The sequence below is a fragment of the Thermodesulfobacteriota bacterium genome (assembly GCA_040753795.1).
GTDB lineage: Bacteria > Desulfobacterota > Desulfobacteria > Desulfobacterales > Desulfosudaceae > JBFMDX01.
Genome location: JBFMDX010000001.1, coordinates 449341 through 465934, shown reverse-complemented (window position 1 = coordinate 465934; position 16594 = coordinate 449341). Strand labels below are relative to the sequence as shown.

Annotated in this window: 15 protein-coding genes; 8 read left to right on the top strand and 7 right to left on the bottom strand. The window is 56.4% G+C overall.

From position 1 onward, the window contains the following. Positions 1 to 50 precede the first annotated feature (50 nt). Entirely contained in the window at positions 51 to 1025 is a 975-nt protein-coding gene (locus AB1724_02050) for a D-glycerate dehydrogenase (GenBank protein MEW6076574.1), read from the top strand. Here AB1724_02050 and AB1724_02045 read toward each other — a convergent pair. Then, positions 1022 to 1654: a hypothetical protein gene (locus tag AB1724_02045; GenBank protein MEW6076573.1), complete on the bottom strand. Its 633-nt coding sequence runs from the start codon at positions 1652 to 1654 to the stop codon at positions 1022 to 1024. The two genes, AB1724_02050 and AB1724_02045, sit on opposite strands and share 4 nt — an antisense overlap. A 10-nt stretch (positions 1655 to 1664) precedes the next feature. Further along, positions 1665 to 3611: a hypothetical protein gene (locus AB1724_02040; GenBank protein MEW6076572.1), complete on the bottom strand. Its 1947-nt coding sequence runs from the start codon at positions 3609 to 3611 to the stop codon at positions 1665 to 1667. Between the two features lie 140 nt (positions 3612 to 3751). On the opposite strand from AB1724_02040, the gene arfB reads away from it, so the two are divergent. The 4 genes from arfB (at position 3752) to AB1724_02020 (ending at position 8920) form a co-directional block, all read left to right on the top strand. Further along, positions 3752 to 4174 carry an alternative ribosome rescue aminoacyl-tRNA hydrolase ArfB gene (gene arfB, locus AB1724_02035; protein MEW6076571.1) on the top strand — a complete coding sequence of 141 codons (423 nt, stop codon included), beginning with the start codon at positions 3752 to 3754 and terminating at the stop codon, positions 4172 to 4174. A 111-nt stretch (positions 4175 to 4285) separates the two neighbouring features. Then, complete coding sequence (locus AB1724_02030) at positions 4286 to 4906, top strand: class I SAM-dependent methyltransferase (protein ID MEW6076570.1); 621 nt, start codon at positions 4286 to 4288, stop codon at positions 4904 to 4906. A 112-nt stretch (positions 4907 to 5018) separates the two neighbouring features. Beyond that, positions 5019 to 6272, top strand: a complete 1254-nt coding sequence (locus AB1724_02025; protein MEW6076569.1) for a DNA repair exonuclease — start codon at positions 5019 to 5021, stop codon at positions 6270 to 6272. A 5-nt stretch (positions 6273 to 6277) separates the two neighbouring features. Next, positions 6278 to 8920 carry an AAA family ATPase gene (locus tag AB1724_02020; protein ID MEW6076568.1) on the top strand — a complete coding sequence of 881 codons (2643 nt, stop codon included), beginning with the start codon at positions 6278 to 6280 and terminating at the stop codon, positions 8918 to 8920. Here AB1724_02020 and AB1724_02015 read toward each other — a convergent pair whose 3' ends face one another. The 3 genes from AB1724_02015 to AB1724_02005 all read right to left on the bottom strand — a co-directional run bounded on the left by AB1724_02015 (position 8921) and on the right by AB1724_02005 (position 10011). After that, on the bottom strand, positions 8921 to 9247 hold the full coding sequence (locus AB1724_02015; protein MEW6076567.1) for a type II toxin-antitoxin system PemK/MazF family toxin: 327 nt from the start codon (positions 9245 to 9247) through the stop codon (positions 8921 to 8923). It abuts the gene before it with no gap. Further along, complete coding sequence (locus AB1724_02010) at positions 9237 to 9509, bottom strand: AbrB/MazE/SpoVT family DNA-binding domain-containing protein (protein MEW6076566.1); 273 nt, start codon at positions 9507 to 9509, stop codon at positions 9237 to 9239. Before AB1724_02010 ends, AB1724_02015 begins: the two co-directional genes overlap by 11 nt. A 97-nt stretch (positions 9510 to 9606) precedes the next feature. Continuing rightward, positions 9607 to 10011, bottom strand: coding sequence for a secondary thiamine-phosphate synthase enzyme YjbQ (locus tag AB1724_02005; GenBank protein MEW6076565.1), 405 nt, complete (start codon positions 10009 to 10011; stop codon positions 9607 to 9609). Positions 10012 to 10771: 760 nt separating this feature from the next. Between AB1724_02005 and AB1724_02000 the strand changes: the two genes are divergently transcribed. The 3 genes from AB1724_02000 (at position 10772) to AB1724_01990 (ending at position 13221) form a co-directional block, all read left to right on the top strand. Beyond that, entirely contained in the window at positions 10772 to 11479 is a 708-nt protein-coding gene (locus tag AB1724_02000; protein ID MEW6076564.1) for a hypothetical protein, read from the top strand. An 81-nt stretch (positions 11480 to 11560) separates the two neighbouring features. Beyond that, positions 11561 to 12166, top strand: a complete 606-nt coding sequence (locus tag AB1724_01995) for a hypothetical protein (GenBank protein ID MEW6076563.1) — start codon at positions 11561 to 11563, stop codon at positions 12164 to 12166. A gap of 275 nt (positions 12167 to 12441) precedes the next feature. Next, positions 12442 to 13221, top strand: coding sequence for a hypothetical protein (locus AB1724_01990; GenBank protein ID MEW6076562.1), 780 nt, complete (start codon positions 12442 to 12444; stop codon positions 13219 to 13221). 397 nt (positions 13222 to 13618) lie between these two features. Here AB1724_01990 and AB1724_01985 read toward each other — a convergent pair whose 3' ends face one another. Then, positions 13619 to 14740 carry a class I SAM-dependent RNA methyltransferase gene (locus tag AB1724_01985; GenBank protein ID MEW6076561.1) on the bottom strand — a complete coding sequence of 374 codons (1122 nt, stop codon included), beginning with the start codon at positions 14738 to 14740 and terminating at the stop codon, positions 13619 to 13621. Positions 14741 to 14751: 11 nt separating this feature from the next. After that, positions 14752 to 16566, bottom strand: a complete 1815-nt coding sequence (locus tag AB1724_01980) for an acyl-CoA dehydrogenase C-terminal domain-containing protein (protein MEW6076560.1) — start codon at positions 16564 to 16566, stop codon at positions 14752 to 14754. Positions 16567 to 16594: the final 28 nt, after the last annotated feature.

Here is a 16594-nt window from a genome sequence, read left to right as displayed (position 1 = left end):
GCGTCTGATTTGCTCCTGCCAATCGAAAGGTGAAAATAAGGAGCTCAACAATGAAACCGACCGTCTTTATCACCCGCACGCTGCCGGAATCGGGGCTGAAACTGCTCCGGGACCGTTTCAGCGTGAGCGTGTTTGAAAAGCCCGAGCCTATTGACCGGCAGACATTGAGGCAGGGGGTCAGCCGGGCCGACGCTCTGGTCTGCCTCCTGTCCGACCGCATTGACGCCGACATTCTGGACCATGGCAGACGGCTGAGAATCGTCGCCAATTACGCCGTCGGCTACAACAACATCGATATCGCGGCCGCCCGGGAAAGAAACATCATGGTGACCAACACCCCCGGGGTGCTGACCAACGCCACCGCCGAACTGGCCTTTGCCCTGATCATCACGCTGACCCGCCGGATTCTCACGGCCGACCGGTTCACCCGCCGGGGCCAATTTATCGGCTGGGATCCGCTGCTGCTGCTCGGGGATGAACTGGCGGGCCGGACCCTGGGAATTGTCGGTATGGGCCGGATCGGCCGGTCACTGGCGGAAAAAAGCCGCGCCTTCGGCATGTCCGTTGTCTACCACAATCGCCGCCCCCTGAATAAAGAAACGGAAACGCGGCTGGCGGCAAGTTACTGTTCCTTTGATGAGTTGCTCGGCCGCGCCGATATCATCTCCATCCACGCGCCTCTGACCGCCGAGACCCGGCATCTGTTCAACCGGGCGACTTTTGAGAAAATAAAGCCCGGCGCCTGTCTGATCAACACCGCCCGGGGGGAAATCGTCGACGAAGCTGCCCTGGTCGAAGCGCTATTGTCGGGTCGGCTCAAGGGCGCCGGCCTGGATGTGTATGAACGGGAGCCGGCCATCACCAATGCTTTGATGAGCATGGACAACGTCGTTCTGCTGCCGCACATCGGTTCGGCCACGGTTGAAACCCGGTCGAACATGGCCGTCATGGCGGCGGAAAACGTCATCGCCGCCCTGGAAGGACGAAAACCGAAAAACCTGGTGCCGGAAATGGCTCTGCCTTAAATCCAGGAAAGCCAGGTAGCAAAGATGAGATGACAAGTCACCGCCAGGACGGGCAGCCCGACGGCGGCGATGGTTTTGGCCTTCAAGGTCAGATGATCGTGGCACCAGGCCACCACTAAAAACGGCAGGCAGTAAGCCGCAATGATCAGCCAGATATTAGGCCATTGCCACCAGACATTGTCCCATACCAGCAAACCGGCCCGGTTCAGCAGGACCTCCACGAACACTGACGCCAGGCCCATCATCATTGGGATCACCAGTCGGTTGGGAAGGCCCAGAATCTTCAGGGACCGGTCCGCAGGCAGGGCCTTGATGACCAGAAGAGCGGCCACGGCAAAAAAGAAGGCAATTTCGATGTTCAGTCCGACATAAATCACGTAAGCGGAATTACCGCCCGGCGTGCTCCACATGGGCGCCCAGCCGTTGATCTTCAGCACCAGGGCGTTGAACATCTCCCAGATGAATTCCCCGGCCCAGAAGGCAATGCCCAGGGTCACCGCCGGCCAGTTTTTCCTTTCGATCTCGGTGATGTAGGCGTAAATGACAAAAATCAGCAGCGGCACGACGTACCACTGCATGTTGCCGGTATGGCGCAGAATGGATACCGCTTGCTCACTGGCAGGACTCATGACGCCCCTCTTATCCGGATTGAACCGGCAATTGTCTGACGTCCATAAAGTGTACCACTCGGTTGAACATGAACGTCAGCAATTCATAAACGGAAAAATCCTCTTCCTCTGTCTTGAGCCGGTTCATGATCTCCCGGTTCTTCAAAACCTGGATTTTCAGCTTCTGAATCCGCTTCAATTGCCCCAGGGACTGGGCCAGCGGCGGGGCCACCTGGCCCGCCGCATCCGGACCTCCCTGCGCCTTTTTAATCAACTGGTCGAGTTGCTCGGGGGTAACGGCCAGAAGCTGTTCACGGTGCTCCCTGGTCTTGAACAGGGTCTGGCGCTCGATCAGGCGGCGGATCTCCTGTCCCGTTCGCTTATTCTCCGCGTTCAGTTCAGTCTTGAACATCTCCCGCGCCGGGTCGACAAGGGTGGTCCTCAAAAACTGAAGCGCCTCCCGTTTCCGCTCCATCCGGGCCTCAAATTCCGAAACGGCGCTTTTCCAGAACATGGCGTTAATCTCGGGGACAACCGATTCCGGCGGCCGGCCTTCCTTTTTGGCCGCCTTGAGCCTGGCCGCCGCCTCATGGAAGAGCGGGGAAGTTTTAGAAAATAAAGTCTCGCCGGTCAGCAGCCGGTAGATCATGGCCACGACAGAATACCAGTCCTGAAGATAATATGCCGGACGCAGGTCCTTGTAAAAAGCGAGCAGCAGTCTGTTATTGAACATATGCAGCGGGGTGGCATAAAGAGAAGTGCCGCCCAGAAACGGCTGTTCAATCTCCTCCGGAGTTTCCGTACCGAATATCACCGACGTTTCAAAATCGATCAGCCCGATGGAAAACCGTTCCGGTGTGGCCAGAAAAGCGGGATAATTGTCCATGTCGCCGTCAAGGAGCAGATTGTCCGGTTTAATGTCCCTGACGGCAACGCCTTTTCCCTTGAGCCAGGCCAGCAACTCGATAACGTTGGCCACGACGCCTTCTTTATATTTTCTGTTCTGAAAATATCGTTTTGATTTCAGATAATCGACGACCATGGCCCTGTATCTGTCAATGACCTCCCGGTTTCCCTCCACGATCCGGCTCAACAGCTGATTTACCCCCGGCGCCCGCTCTTCGCTGACCTTTTGTTCACTCTGGTCTATGGGTTTACCGCTGATGGTGTGAAAAAACCATTCCTGCATCTTGTACAGCATGTCGGATGAAGCGGCGCCGGTGTCGGTCATCAAACGGGACGCCTTCTCATTGAAAATTTTGTAAACGCCCTTCAGGTCCACCCCGACCTGAGTGTTTTCAATGCCGTACCGGCCCTCGAATTTCTCAAAATTGTCCAATATCGAATGATCGCGGGTGATCTCTTCCTGGACTTTAGTGCCCAGGCCGTGGAAAAGCTGCAGAACGTCCGCCAGAAACATATATTTGGAAAGGTCCATGAAAAAAACAAAGCCGCCTCCTATTTTGAGATACCGCTGGTATTCCTGATTGAAGTTCAACCATTCAAAATAGGCGTCCTCCCGCTGATCCCCCTTGAGTTCATTGATGCGGGGAAACTTGTAAATCTTATCCAGGATCATGGAAACGCCCGGTATCAGGCATTCCCGCGGCTTTAACGTATCGACAATTTTTCTGTCCCGGACGATACAGCGGATATATTCCTCAAAATCAGTTATCGGCCTGGGCGGAATTTTAATGACCAGCTTGCTGTCGTAAATCGCGAAAAAACAGGTGCTCTGGCTGCCTGTTTCCTCGGCGATAGGGCCGACGGTCACCCGCCGCGAGGTTTTGTCTTTATTGTACTCCACGATCAGATCATAGGTGATCAGCTTGGGATACTGGCGGCTGGGCTCCACCTCAACGATCTGCGACACGGCGTCTCGCGGGACACCCAGGGTAAGCTTGTAAAGCGTCATGAAATAGTCAAGAAGACTTTCGACGGTAACTCCGCTCCTGCTTTCCGCTTTGCTCTCTGTCATTGGAACCCAAGAAAATGAAATTATGAAAAAAAGGAATACGTCTGTCGCTCTACTTGTTATTTAAAGATGGGACCGTTTATATGTCAATCTTTAATTTAACGGCAATTGACGGCCTGGGAAAAGTGCTTTATTCTAAAAAAATGATTTTTGTCACCGATCATATCACCATCGCCGAGGCGGAACTGGATTTCAAGTTCATCCGCGCCTCGGGTCCGGGCGGCCAGAACGTCAACAAGGTCTCTTCGGCGGTCCAGCTCCGGTTTGACGTCCGCCGTTCTCCTTCCCTGCCGGAGGAAACCCGGGCCAGGCTGATCCGCCTGTCCGGCCGGCGGATCACGGATGACGGCATCCTGATCATCGAGGCCCGGCGGTTCCGTGATCAGCCGCGGAATCGCCAGGACGCCGTCGACCGGCTGACGGCCCTGATTCGCCAGGCAGCGGTCAGGCCAGTCGTTCGCCGGAAAACAAGCCCCACGGCCGCTTCCCGGCGGCGTATCCGGGAAACGAAAATCCGCCAGAGCCGATTAAAACAAAACCGCGGTAAAATTACGGACTTTGAATAATTAAGTAACCTGGCGACACCTTCCCCGACATGGCCTGTGTATCGACTTTAATCAAAGCGCCGGACGGCAGGTCGGGCAAAACAGCGCCTTCGGCGCGGAAAGATCCTTGCCTTGAATCAGGACGGAACCGACTTTTACCAAAACCATTTCCGGGAATACTTCAAACGGACCGTTGCCATTAATCCTGCCCCGTTTCTGACCCCGCTGATCGACAACCTGGCCAAGGACGCGACTGTGCTTGACATCGGCTGCGGCTCCGGACGGGATCTGCTGTGGCTCAAAGAACGGGGCTTCCGGGTCACGGGCTTTGAACGCTCGCCCGGCCTGGCAAAACTGGCCGCAGCGCACGCGGGATGTGACGTTATCACGGGCGATTTTGAACAATATGATTTCTCCCGTTTCTCATTTGATGCCGTCATGGCATGCGGCTCCCTGGTGCATGTTCCCCAGGGGCGGCTGGCCGGTGTGCTTCAGAACATCCTGCGGGCGCTGACGCCTTCAGGCATCTCTTATGTTTCCCTGAAGCAGGGCCGCGGCCTGAAATCCGATGCCTTCGGCCGGACCTTTTATTTCTGGGAAAAAACGCTTCTGGATGAGTTGTGGCGGGAGCTGGGCCTGACGGTCGTTCACGCTGCAGCCAGTCGTTCAGCCCTCAATTCCGGAGACGACTGGCTGGCTTATGTACTGCGGCCCCTTCCGGCCCCCCTGAACCCCTTAAATCTTGCACCTTAAACCTTGTACCTTGCACCCCTCCCCCATTGACCTTCCCCGGTTTTTTCTTTATGGTGGGGCATAACCGGCTGTTTGGCGCCCGGTCAACCATCGCACGGGAATTTCCGATTTTATGCCGCGGGTCACCTTTATCCATACGGCCGATATCCATCTGGACACGCCCTTCAAAGGACTGTCCGAAATCGACGCCGATCTGGCCGACCGCCTGAGACAGTCCACTTTTCAGGCGTTCCGACGGGTGGTGGACCTTTGTCTCCGGGAACCGGCGGACTTTCTGCTGATCGCCGGCGACACCTTTGACGGAGAGACCCGGAGCCTGTCGGCGCAACTGGGTTTTGCCGAGGAACTGGGGCGTCTGGCTGAAGCGGGTATCCCGGTTTACCTGACCTTCGGCAACCATGACCCCGCCGACGACTGGCTCAGGGAAATTCCCCTGCCCGGGAACGTGCACTGCTTCTCCCCGGCCCGGCCGGAGACCGTCACCTTTTCCAAAGACGGCCGTCCCCTGGCGGATATCCACGGACTCAGTTTTGACGGCGGGAAAAGCGCCGACAACCCCGTACTCCTTTTCCGGAAAACAGAAGACCCGGCGCCCTTTTCCATCGGCCTGCTCCACGCCACCGTCGGCCCGGCCGGACCCCATGCCCCTTACAGCCCTTTTGCCGTGGACGATGTCATGGACAAGGGGTTTGACTACTGGGCCCTGGGCCACGTTCATAAGCAGCGGATCGTCCGTCAGGCCGACCCGGCCATCGTCTATCCCGGCAATCCCCAGGGCCGGGATTTCGGGGAACCGGGGCTCAAGGGCTGCTGCCGGGTGGTCCTGGAAACCGGACGGCAGCCGGTCATCTCGGTCATCCCCACCTGCGCCATCCGTTTTGAAACCGTGTCCGTGGACCTGTCGGATATAGAGGCCCTGACCGAGGTTCCGGACAAAATCGAAGAGGCCATCGGCGACAGCAACCCCGCGACGGAGGCCGACTGCCTGACGCGGGTCGTCCTGAGAGGGCGGACACCGCTGCACCAGCACCTGAGCAAAGAAGAAGATCTCTCGGACCTGGCCCGCCGGATGAATGAACTCCGGGCGGGAACCCGGTTTTACCACATTGACCGCATCGAATCCGAAACCCTGCCCGATATCGACCTGGCCGCCGTGGCCCGGGGAAACGATTTTCCGGCGGAAGTTTTCCGGACCATCCGCGGATATGACGACAACCCGGCGGAAAGCAGCCGCCTGATCCAGTCACTGGCCGGCGAATTCGCCACGCCCGGGATCAGAAAAGAGATCAGCCTGCCGGATGAAGAGGCCTGCCGCCGCATAATGGCGCTGGCGCAACGCCAACTGATAGACCTTTTTTTTCCGTAACCCTTATGCGTCTTGTCGAACTGAACATTGACGGCTTCGGCCTGTTCACCGGGTATACCCTCTCCGGGTTGAAACCGGGCGTCAATATCATCTTCGGAGAGAATGAGGCCGGGAAATCCACCCTGTTGCAGTTCATCCGCTTCACCCTGTTCGGTTACCCGCGGCCTTTGGAGCAGCGCCTGCCCCCGCAAAACGGCGGCCGCCACGGCGGCCGGGTCAACGTCCTGCTGAACGACGGAGCGGAGCTTGTGCTGGAGCGGACCGCCGGATATCCCGGCGACATCCAGCTGTACTCGGACGACACCACCACCGCCGGCACCCAGGAGTGGTCACGACTGATAGGGCATGCCTCCGGAGACCTGTTTGAAAACGTTTACGCCATTTCTCTAAATGAACTGACCGGCCTGGAATCCCTGAATCATTCCGGAGTCGAGGATCGCATCTTCAGCCTCGGCCTGGGCCTGAAAAACATTTCCGTTAATGATATTGAACGGAACCTGACGGACCGGATGGAGGCCATTTACAAGCCCAGGGGAAGCAAGCAGACGGCCATCCGTCTGGCCCGGGAGATTTCTGAATACAACCGCGAAATCGAGGCCCGGCAGCTTCATCTGCCCCAATATCAACAGCTTTCCCGGGATATTGACCGCCATCAGGAGGAACTGGGCCGGGTGGAGGCCGAGCTGTCGGACCGGCAGTCCCGGTACGACCGGCTCAGCGCTTACGGAAAATGCTATCCCAGTTTTGTCATCATCCGGGACGCCGACCGGGAACTGGCGGCCCTGCCGGAATGGCGTCCCTGGCCGGAAAACGGCGCCGCCCGCCTGGAACAGATGGAACAGGAAGAGGCCCGCCTGCGGCAGGTTCTGGCCGGCCTCCGGGACGAGCTGGCCGCGGCACAGGCCGGTGAGGCCGGCGGTTACAACGAAGCCCTGGCCGGCCGGACCGAGGAAGTTGAAGCCCTGTCCCGTAACCTGGAAAAGTACAAGACCTGGGCCGGGGAAAGCGGCCGGGACCGGGCCGACCTGGATGACCTGGACCAGTCCATCGCCCGGCGCGTTACCGCCATCGGCACCGGCTGGACGAAGGACGCCGTCCTGGCCTTTACCGACATGGTGACCCGTCGCGACCGGCTGACCGGTTTTAAACAGCGGCTGGAAACTTTACAAGGCAGCCGCGACCGCCTGGACACGGAAATCAGCCTGCTCAAGGCCCGGCGCTCGCCGGTTCACGTCCGCAACGCCTGCCTCCTTATCGCCCTGTGCCTGCTGATCGGCGCGGCCCCCCTGCTTTACGACAAAAACTATCTCTGGGCCGGCGTCCTGATCCTGATCAGCCTGGTTGTGTTTTTCGGCAGAAAACTGCTGGTGGTGGATGCCCCCTTAAGAGAGGCGCTCCAGGCTTCCGCCCTGCTGGAGACGGAAAAGGCCGCGGCAGACGACCAGCTCCAGCGCTATCTTGGCGAGGAACTGGGGCTGCCGCCGGCGCTCTCCCCGGAAGCGGCCCTGGAGACGCTGCGGGTCATCGAGCAGCTCGGCCCGGACATCGCCGCCCGGAACCGGCTCCGCGACCGGCTCAACGAAAAGGAGCGGTTCCTCAAGGCCTTTGAAGCGGCCCTGGAATCCCTGGCCAGGATCTCGTCCGACAGCGCGGCTGAAACGGACAAGGTCCGGTTGGCCGGCCGCGTCCTGAAGGAGCACAAAGAAGCCGTCTCCCGGAAAAACCTGTTTATCCAGAAACAGAAGGAAGTGGCCCGGCTGCGGGAGGCGGAGAAAAAGGCCGGCCAGGCCCTGGCCCTGGCCGAGGAAGCGATCGACCGGCTGCTGACCTCGATCCAGGCCGAGGACCGCGTCGACTTTAAAGAAAAATACCGGATGAACGCCCGGGTCGGCGCCATGACGGAACAGCGGCGCCAGGCCGTGCGGACCATCGAGCAGATCGCCGGCGTTCATGACAGCGAAAACGTCATCGCTTATCTGGCGGCCACGGAAAAACCGGTTTTCGAAAAAGAACTGGCCCAGGCCGGCCAGGCGTTGAAAGCGTTAATGGAGCAGCGGGATGAGTGGAACCGGAAAATCAGCGCCGACATGACCCGGCGCGACCAGCTGCGCGCCGCCTCCAGCCTGGCTGAAATCATGACCCGGGTCGCCACCTGCCGGGAAAACCTGAACCGCTGCCATCAGGAGTGGCTGGCCGCCAGAATCGCCCGGCAGGTCGTGCAGCAGGTCAAACAGCAGTACGAACAGCAGAAGCAGCCGGCCATTATCCGCAACTCCAGCGATTTCTTCCGGCGCATCACCGGCGGCCGCTACCAGCGCATCCAGGTGTCCCTTGAAGACAGCCGGGTGCTGGTGTTTGACCAAAGCGGCGCGGCCCGGCGCATCGACCAGCTCAGCCGGGGCACCCGGGAGCAGCTCCTGATCAGCATCCGCCTGGGATTTATCGAAGAGTATGAGAAGAAGACCGAGTCCCTGCCCCTGGTCCTGGACGAGATCCTGGTCAATTTCGACCGGAAACGGGCCGAACGAACGGCCGCCCTCCTGCATGAATTTTCACAAAACCGCCAGACCCTGCTCTTTACCTGCCACCCGGAAACAGAAGGACTGTTTCAGGGCTTGCCGGTCAACCGGATCGCCATCGGAAACTGATCACTCCCCGTACATATCCGTAATCAGCTTGCGCAACTGGGCGGCTTTACCGTCAGGCAGCCGGTCAATTTTCTTCTGCAGTCTCTTCCTGCTGATGGTACGGATCTGGTCCACGGCAATTTCCGCTTTTTTGTCGGCGCAAGTGATCTGAATCCGGGTTCTCCATTGCGGGTGGAGCTTTGAAGTTAAGGGGCAGACAACGATCGTTTCCAGGTGCTGGTTCATTTCATCCTGGCTGATGACGACGACCGGCCGCACTTTTCTGATTTCGCTGCCGATGGCGGGATTCAGGTCCGCGTAATAAATGTCGTACCGCTTAATCTCCAAAGTCCTCGTCCTCCAGGCCGTCGGAAACCGTGGTTTCAAAATCTTCCCAGGACTCCTTTTCCCGGGCCATGGCTTTATACGTTTCTTCCCAGGTCAGCCGGCCTTTTTCTTTATTGCGCAGCAGCAGCCCGCCCTCTGTTTCCTCCAGCAGCAACGAATCCTTCAACCCGTATTTATCAAGCAGGGCCTTGGGGATTCGAACCCCTTTGGAATTGCCGATGGGAACCAGCTTCACGTCTCTTGTCCGTAATTGACTCCGCATGGTCATCTCTCCTGAATATATGGCAACTATTTTGTAATTATTGTAATTACATTTTGCTGGCGGTGTCAAGGGTCTTGAGCGGCTTTTTTTGATCCAACTACACTCCGCCCGACGGCATCAGTTTGATATGCATCTGTCTTGAGCGGGGGCCGTCGAACTCGCAGAAGAAGACCGACTGCCAGGTGCCCAGCACCAGGCGGCCATCCTCCACCAGGACCGTCACGGAACTGCCCATCAGACTGGCCTGGATATGGGCGTCGGAATTGCCCTCCACATGGCGAAAGGCCTTGTCCGCCGGCACCACTTTTGCCAGATGGCCGAGAATGTCCCGGCAGACGTCGGGATCGGCGTTTTCATTGATGGTGATGCCGGCAGTGGTGTGCGGCACGTAGGCGATGACCAGACCGTCGGCCAGGCCGGCCGCTTTCACCGCCTGCCGCAACTCGTCGGTCACGTCCACCATCTGCTTCCTGGCACTGGTTTTCACGGATACGGTAATCATGGGGTCTCCCTTCAGCATTGATCATGATCGGCAATCATGCTGATCTTGTAAAAATTCGGAATCTACCTTGTTTCGTCACCCCGGCGAAAGCCGGGGTCCAGTGAAATCAAGTGGCTCTGGCTTCTGCTGCTCGCCGGAATGACGATGACAAAGCTCTTTTACGACTTCATCAATCCTAACTTTCAACGTATTCCTGGGCTGTCGCGAAAAGTCATTTTTATTCGCGCCCTGACCCTTTTGGGGCCGGTTGAAACCGTCTGCTGCATTTCTCGAACTCGGGCTGTCCGGCAGAACTGAATCCCACAGGCGCGCGCCCTCAAACAGCGAGAAATGCTTGACGCAGCCGCCTTCAACCGGCTATCTCCCAAACGGTTCAAACGGCGCTCACAAAAACAACTTTTCGCTAAGCCCGTTATTCCCGATGGATTTTTATCCCACAATACAACTCATATTTTCACAACGAAACGGACAAGGCAAATTGCTGCCGAATCGAAAGTGTTTTGTAAACGAAATTGAACGTAACGCAGAAATTGAGCCGAACATCAATTTTCAGAAATGCCCACGATCAGCACAACTGGCCCTGAAGGCGGCCGGAGGATTCGGCCGCCGTATTGACATCAACAGCCGAATCCGATAAAAAAGTTCATCATGTATTCGTTGAATTCACGGGGGCGGGGTTTCGCTTGAACATGGCTGGTAGGATATAACCATTGCCGCTATTCACCAACAGGTGCGAAAACTGTTCTGCTGGATGGATGAAATGGAAAAAAAAAGGAAACCAATACCAAAAGACATTGAACTGTGCATTCTCTTCAAGAGCAAGCGTCGATGCGCCCTTTGCTTTCATTACAACTGTGATCTATGTGTCAAGGAAGGACAGATAGCGCACATAGACCGGAACCCGGAAAACTGTGTAGAGGAGAACTTAGCTTGGCTCTGCCTACTACACCACAACCAGTACGACACACGTCCAAGCCAAAGTAAAAGTTTTCAGAAAAGCGAACTCGCCAAAGCTAAAGCCGACCTACTCGCCTATCTTTCCCAACACAATGAACAGATTCTCTCGGTTCCTCATTACGATTCAACACTCGCGACACATCCTTCACGAGGTATAGCCCTCGATGTTTTCCAAATCCGACTGCCTGTTTATCGAGCATTCCAGAAAATCGCTTTACACATTGTGCGAGAGGCGATTGTCCCACATGAAGTGCTCTTTGAATACTTACGTGAAATACAAGATGCGCTCTTCTTGTTTGACGAGGATTTAGACCAATATCTGCTGCACGTCTACAGACAAGCAGTACGCTTACGCGGCTTGCAGGGGCGCATGGAGCAACCCGAGCGCTATAACAACGAGCAATGGTCCAAGATCGTTGATGACGAAACGGACCTGATCCTGTGGTTTGACAAACAGCTGGAAGAAGGAAGAAATAGGTTCAATCGCTACCTTAATATTACCGATCAATAACCTTCTGGAAGTGGTTCTGGAAGGTTTGTGGACGCGTCACCAACAACACCTCAGGAGTGACGTTCTCCAAAGGAGACGTAGATGATAAATTGGATACTTGATAACAAAGAATGGGTCTTCAGCGGATTCGGGGTTACAGTTGTTGCAGGCATTTTGGTTACCGCAGTCCGACTAGTACGTAAGGATTTAACCGAGGGGGGAGCTGGAAAGACGTCCATCTCTATTACAAACCACAATATCATGTCAAATGAGGGGAAGGTTGCTGGTACAACAACAGTCCACGACATAGACATACTAAAGGCAAAGACTCATATATTATTCATTGATGATGACCAGAAATTCAAAGTTGTCGATATTCTTGTAAAGAGCGGCTGGGTCCACACACGGCGGATGAGTGACGTTGGTTCTATTGATGACGAAAAAATACAAAAAGCGCAGATTCTCTTTATTGACATACAGGGCGTAGGCAGGAAACTTCAGTTTCGGGACGAGGGCCTCGGTTTAGCCAGCGCTGTCAAAGATAAGTTCCCAAACAAAAAAGTCGTCATTTACTCAGCGCAGACGCAAGGTGAACGATTTCATGATGCCTTGCGAAAGGCTGACGACTTTCTTCCCAAGAACGCCGATCCCTATGAATTCCAACAACTCACCGAACGTCTTGCTTCAGAGCTTTCCATCGAGCCATGAAATATTCTATTCGACAGCCCGACAATGAGGAAATCGCTGGGAATATGCTTCCCCAATGTGGGGCATGCTTCTCCCAATGTAAGACAAATTCAACCACAAAAATAAAATGCTCGGCTGACGGTCTCACGCGGCGTTTAGGGTTAGGGAAAACAGAACAGGGCCTCGTCTTGCTTTGTTCTCCAGATAAAGACGACGTGAACAGTTCGAAAGTTTTTCGCTCCCGAATGTCCGCTTATGTTACCATTCTCTCACACGTAATGACCGTGCGAACAGACATGGCAGCGGCCTTCAACCAACAGATGAAGCGTCTACTCCACAATCTCACTTCGTTGAATGCCCACTGTATCCAGGAGATCTTCGATCTCGTTTCGCAGGACACATTAACCAAAAACATTTCCCAACAGCTGAAAACCGTACAAAATGTTTTAAAGGCATCGCCACAGAAAGCTGCGAGAACTATCCTCCGAATTGCCAAAAACAATCTTGCTATGAAGTCGGAATTTGTAGCTATGCGTTATTTGGAGGATGCGAGTCCCCATCCTCAATTAAGGGTTCATCAAATTCAGAAGGTTGTTCTCAATGTGCTTCATGCTTTCTTCCAAGACTTCACAGATCACAGCGTCAGGGTTTACGTTAACGATTCTCCTTTTACAGTTCTTCTCGACTATGACACCTTTCATGTAGCTTTGTACCATGTCTTCGACAATGCTACTAAATATATAATGCCGAATTCAGAGTTAATCGTTAGCTTTGAAGCCAAAGATGGGAGAGTAAAGGTAGTCTTGGACATGTTGAGCCTGCCAATATCACCACAAGAACTCGCTCGTCTCGGAGAAGAAGGTTTCTCTGGCAGCTTGGCGATTCGTTTACAGTTAGCTGGACACGGCTTGGGAATGTTCCGCACTAAGCGGCTCTTAACTGTGAATAGAGGCCTATTGAATGTCCAACCAAATATTTCGCCATCGAAGGTGATAAAGCATAATGGCATTACATATGAATACAATAGGTTTGTGTTTAGCCTTCTTGAGTCAACGAGGGAGGGACGAATCGGGTAACCGGGGGGTTCTTCCTGGTGCCAGAGCTTGGCGTTAGACACAAGTCCGAACTGACATTCCCGCAACAAAACGACCTCCGTAAAACCCGTACCCCGGTCATGCAAAAAGACTTTTGTGAGCAACATTGATTATTTTGGGAAGAAAGGTCGCGACGGTCTTCGCGTCAAGGATTTCTCGCTGTTTGAGGGCGACGGGCCATGGTTTCCTCCGGTGATGCCGGACAGCCCGAGTTCGAGAAATCCAGCGAAGGGCGTCGCGACCGCCCGAAATAATCACGTTGCGAACAAAACGGCTTTTTGAACATGACCAATATGCATCGCATGCATGTCGGAGGACAGCATATCTATTTATTCTTTCTAGCGGCATAAAAAGGAAATAGGTATGCTGTCCCCGGTATTCACTCCCGCGTCAGCAGCGCCAGCATCTCCAGGTAACGGGTCTCGGGGAAAAAATCAAAAGGGATGATCTTTTCCACCTCATAACCGCCCGCGGTCAACCGCGAGAGGTCTCTGTTCAGGCTGACAGCATTGCAGGAAAGACAGGCGATCCGTTTCGGCCGGAACACATCCGCGATCCAGTCCAGCACTTCCGGTTCAATGCCCGTCCGCGGTGGATTGACATAGAGCAGTCGGTGGTCAGGGTCCACGGTCAGCAACTCCGCCAACTGGGGCAGACGCTGCCGGGCCGCGCCCCGCAGGATAGTCGCCGATGGGGCATTGATCCCGGCGCATTCCACGCTCTCGGCGCTGATTTCAACGCCCGCCACACACCCGGCACGACCGGCCCAGCGCCGCAGACTGCCGCCGATGCCGCAGTACAGGTCCAGAACCCCATCATCCGCCCCCGGGGCCAGAAAGGATTCGGCTTCGTCCAGGGCCGCCCGGGACAGATCCGGGATCAACTGCTGAAAAGCGGTCGGGCCATAAATCAGACCGGTAGAGTCGATGGACCGGGGCTCGCCCCAGACAAGATGCCAGGTGTTTTTGGCCGTTACCCGGCGGCCGGCCGCGGGATGCAGATGCAGCCACAGTCCCTGGCCGCCGGCCCGCGCGAACGCTCCGGTCACTTCGGCAGTCAGCCAGGAAAGGTCCGGAAGGTCCCGGATCTTGACCACCAGGGTCACCTGGCTGCCGGATTGCAGATAATAGGCCAGGGGAAATGACCCGGCCGCTGGCAGGACGCCGGCCATCAGGCCGATAATGGTATTGACGCGGGATGAGTGCAGGGGACAGTGATGGATGGGGATCAGGGCCTGCCGGTGACGCAAACCTATGCGCCAGCCGCCCTCTCCCCATTCGGCCGCCAGGCAGACCTTTTCCCGGTACCCTTTCCGGTTTTCTTCAGCCGGCTCCCGTACCGGGCCAATCCGATCCCCCCAGGCAGACAAGATCTGGCTGACGAACCTGCGCTTTTCGTCCAGCCGCTCTTGCGGTGAAAGTTTGCGGTTGTGGCACCCGGGACAAAAAAAAGGGCAGAGCGGCTCCTGCGTCCGCCCTGCCCCCTGGTTGCTACTTGTCATACTGCTCCGGTTTATAACCCGCCGAACCCGTCATCGGTAATCTCGATGGCGGCCGGGCAGGTGGCCATGACCGAATCCAGGCTGCCCAGGGTCTGGTAGACGACGGTGTTGAGGAAGAACTCGGCCGTCTTGACCTGGCCGTTGTAAAAATCGACATCGGACTTCTTGGCTCCGGCGATCTTCGGCGCGGCGGCCATGGCCCTCCACAGCAGCATCCAACCCATGATGGTATCGCCCATGGCATGGAGGAACGGCAGGGAGTGGGCAAAGGCTTCCTTGATTTTTCCGCCCATGGCCGTGACGCCCAGGTGCATGGCCGCCTCGCCCAGCCGCTTGGCCAGTTTTTCCAGCTGCCCGGCCATGTCTTTGGTGGCCTCGACCTGTTTGGCCGCGGCGATGGTCTTGTTGACCTCGGCCAGGAAGTTTGAGAAAAGCTGGCCCTGTTTCATGGTCATCTTGCGGCCCAGCAGGTCCATGGCGTGAACCCCGCTGCAGCCTTCATAGATGGAGGTGATCTTGCAGTCGCGCATGTACTGTTCCACCAGGTATTCCTTGATGTAGCCGGAGCCGCCCAGCACCTGCATGGCCTGGACGCATACTTCAAATCCCCGCAGGGAGAGGTACTCCTTGATCAGCGGGGTGAGCAGCTCGAACATGTCGGAGTTGAACTCCTTTTCCTTGGGATCGGTGGACATGTGGGACATCTGGCCGACCAGGCTGGTGTAGTAGAAGAAGCTGCGCATGCCGTCCACCATGGATTTCATCCACAGCAGGTTGCGGCGCACGTCCGGATGCTTGATGATGGCCACCGACGGCGCGTTGGGATCCCGGAAACTGGTGATCTCCTTGCTCTGGATCCGCTGCCGGGCGTAGTTGACGGCGATCATGTGAGCGGCGGTGGCATAGGCAAAGGCCTGCAGGCCGGTGGCCATGCGGGCTTCGTTCATCATCTCGAACATGATGCGCATGCCCTGCTTTTCCTTGCCCAGCAGGAAGCCGATGCATTTGCCCTTGGAGCCCATGCTGAGGCTGCAGGTGGCGCTGGCGTGAATGCCCTGCTTCTCCTCGATGCCGGTGCAGACGATGTCGTTGCGCGCGCCCAGGCTGCCGTCGGGATTGACCAGGTACTTGGGCACGATGAAAATGGAAATGCCCTTGGTGCCGGGCTCATGGCCTTCGATGCGGGCCAGCACCGGGTTGATGATGTTCTCGGTCAGGTTGTGCTCGGCGTTGGTGATGAAGATCTTGTTGCCGGTCAACGAATAGGTGCCGTCGGGGTTCTTCACGGCCGAGGTCTCCAGGGCGCCCACGTCCGTGCCGGCGTTAGGTTCGGTCAGGGCCATGGTACCGCCCCATTCGCCGGAGATCAGTTTGTCCACGTACAGTTTTTTCTGTTCCTCGGTGCCGTGGCGATGGATCATGCCGGCGGTGCTGGCGCCCAGGGTGACATAGGTGTAGAGGGGCCAGTTGGCGGCCATGAACAATTCGCTTACCGCGGCCGCCAGAAAGCCCGGGGCACCCTGACCGCCCATCTCCTCCTCCACCATCAGACTCTGCCAGTCGCCCTCGAGCAGCAACTGCCGGAGACGGTGGAAGGATTCCGGAACGGTGACGGTGCCGGCGTCGAACTTCAGCCCTTCGCTGTCGCTTTCGCTCAAGGAGGGCAGGATCTCCTTGATGGCCAGGGCACGGGCCTCGTTCAAGACCATTTCACAGGTCTTTTTATTGAACTCCTTGAACCCGAACTTTTTCAGAAACGCTTCGCCGTCAAGCTGCTCCCACATGACAAAGTCCATGTCCCGTCTGTCCGCCAGTTGCTGCGCCATGATGATCCTCCTTCTGATTGTTTTGAAT